The 2,197-nt window shown below is 50.1% G+C and carries 3 protein-coding genes; 1 reads left to right on the top strand and 2 read right to left on the bottom strand.

The window, feature by feature from the left end; genetic code table 11:
- Positions 1 to 143 precede the first annotated feature (143 nt).
- Positions 144 to 1,184 (bottom strand): transposase, encoded by a 1,041-nt coding sequence (locus K0B01_14840; protein ID MBW6487419.1) that lies wholly within the window; start codon positions 1,182 to 1,184, stop codon positions 144 to 146.
- Positions 1,185 to 1,211: 27 nt separating this feature from the next.
- Complete coding sequence (locus K0B01_14835; protein MBW6487418.1) at positions 1,212 to 1,520, bottom strand: transposase zinc-binding domain-containing protein; 309 nt, start codon at positions 1,518 to 1,520, stop codon at positions 1,212 to 1,214.
- A 381-nt stretch (positions 1,521 to 1,901) separates the two neighbouring features.
- On the opposite strand from K0B01_14835, the gene K0B01_14830 reads away from it, so the two are divergent.
- Positions 1,902 to 2,126 carry a hypothetical protein gene (locus K0B01_14830; protein MBW6487417.1) on the top strand — a complete coding sequence of 75 codons (225 nt, stop codon included), beginning with the start codon at positions 1,902 to 1,904 and terminating at the stop codon, positions 2,124 to 2,126.
- Positions 2,127 to 2,197 lie beyond the last annotated feature (71 nt).

The raw sequence follows: 2,197 nt of genomic DNA, 5'->3' as shown, positions 1-2,197 counted from the left end.
ATCTTCATAAATCTGCTCACTTTCTGGTCGAGTTCCCCAGCAAGCGGGCTTTTATCAGCACAATGCAGGCAGACCTCTCCGGCACGCCGTTTTTCCAGAATGCGTTATGACTGGATGTATTCATCCCCGGTGTATTATGAACATTAAGCTGCGCTTTCGGGATCGCCGTAGATGGTATCAGCTTTTGTTTGAAGCTGATCGTCATCGGCGTACCGGGTGTCATGTCCCCCTTGCAGGACGTGAGCCTTTGGCGGCGGTCTTGCCTTTACCAGCCATAGCCCCAGATGATTGAGGATATCCCGGATCACCGAGGGGTCTTCAATAAAGCTGATGATCCGCATCGTCCCCTGACATTTAGGGCAGACAAGGGGATCTACCTCGTATATCTTTTGAATCAGTCTGGCCCAGTTTTTACGGAAAGCCTTTTTGTTTCCCTGAGTTTCCATGATGAAGGGGATGGCGTCATCCAGACCTTCCTTCTGGCGTTTTCCCCGCGAGACGTTGCTGTAGTATCCGTAATACTTCACCATTTGCTCGCCCCTGTTCGGGATGTGCGAACACATCGCCGCCAGCCATTCTAAAGCGGGGAAAACCTTTGTATCCTTGCCATCCTTGGATTTATAAACGACCTCCCCCTCTTGATCCAGATACTGCATTCTTTCCTGGGAAAAGGACGCCCGGATGATGTAACGAGCCAGGTTTTCCATGGCCGTATCATCGTCAGGCGAGATGCGGTTGCCGCAGAAGACGTTGAACCCGGAGTGCCGCCATGTTGAGAGCATGGCTATCATCTCCTTCGTGATCTTTCCCTTGTTCAGAAGCATCCTTAACAACTTGTGCCGGAAAATGGCCTCCAGCTTTTTATGAACATTAAGCTTCGCTTTCAGTTCCAGGGGTGGGGCGACTCGGAACATGCCCTTGTTGCCGTAGAAACAGCCGTCCGTCACCAGGATGTGGCAGTGGGGATTGAAACCGAGGAGGTCGCCGAAGGTCTGGACAGCGATGACGGCGCCGGGAATGGGATCGTTTTCGTGAACCGCATCCTGGAGAAAAACCTTCAGGGATTCCCATGCCGAGCGGCTGAGATCGGCAAGAAGTGTCCGATCGTAGAGGAAGTAACGGCGGAGGATTTTCGGGATGCTGAATACAAAATGCCGGTGGGGAATCTTCTTGACGACATCCATGCAGAGCCATTCCCCAAATTATGAACATTAAACTTCGTTTTCCACCACGCGCTTCTGATGGCATGATGGGCAAAAATGACGGCGCTTGCAGGAGAATGCCAGAAGGTATTCGTGGCCGCAGTCTTTGCATTTCACACGGGCAAACCCGTTTCGCAAATTTCCGCAATCAAGATAGCGATAGATCACCTGCTCGACATAAGGCCGCCAGAAGCCGTACTGCCGTGAGAAATGTTCATCATAGATTTGGATAAAGGTCTCAAAATTGTCCTCCACGCAACGATAATAATCGGATAACTGTGGATTCCGGGGGCGATAAACAGCGGCAGGAGCGGACATGATTTCTCTCCTTTGAGAAAATCAGACCGTCCATAATAGAACGAAAGTTCTATTTGTCAAGAGCAAATAGAAATGCGCTGGATATTTGATATAAGCGAGCCCCCGACGGCAATTTTTTGAAAATAATTTGAATTTATTTTTACAAATCATATAGTTGTGCAAATTCATTATCGGCGGGGCGATTTCAGGACACCTTTCAGAATGCCTTCAGATGTCCCTGATTCGCTCCAGGTCGAACGATAATTATCGACGAGTATCCGGTCTCAGCACCTGAACATGCCTTCAGGGGGCCTCAAAATCGCCTTTTTACATGAATGATTTTAATTAGTTACGTCACATACCGGACTTGACAGGGACTGCTTTTTCGTGTAGGGTGCAGCCATGAAATCAACTATTGAAACTCAAGAATTGGCGTCAAAAGCATCTCACAATATCACCAGTCGGCTTGTCTGGCATACGGCACTGAAGGATCAGGCCGGAATCGCCCAGAGCCTGGCTGACGGAAAAGATATCCAGGAAATATACGGCCTCGGCGAGGCAGCCCTCTTTGACATTCGGAGGAAGACCTGCCGGGATGTGCTGGCGCCACGGTCCTTACTGATGTAGAGCGCCAAGGCCTCTCCAATATCCGACAGCAGAGGGAGGCGATTTAGTACACGGCCCTTGCCACGAACGAC

It is taken from the genome of Syntrophobacterales bacterium (assembly GCA_019429105.1).
Classification (GTDB): Bacteria; Desulfobacterota; Syntrophia; order Syntrophales; family UBA5619; genus DYTH01.
Note: the sequence above shows the minus strand (reverse complement) of the source record. Positions and strands in the feature narration are given on the sequence as shown.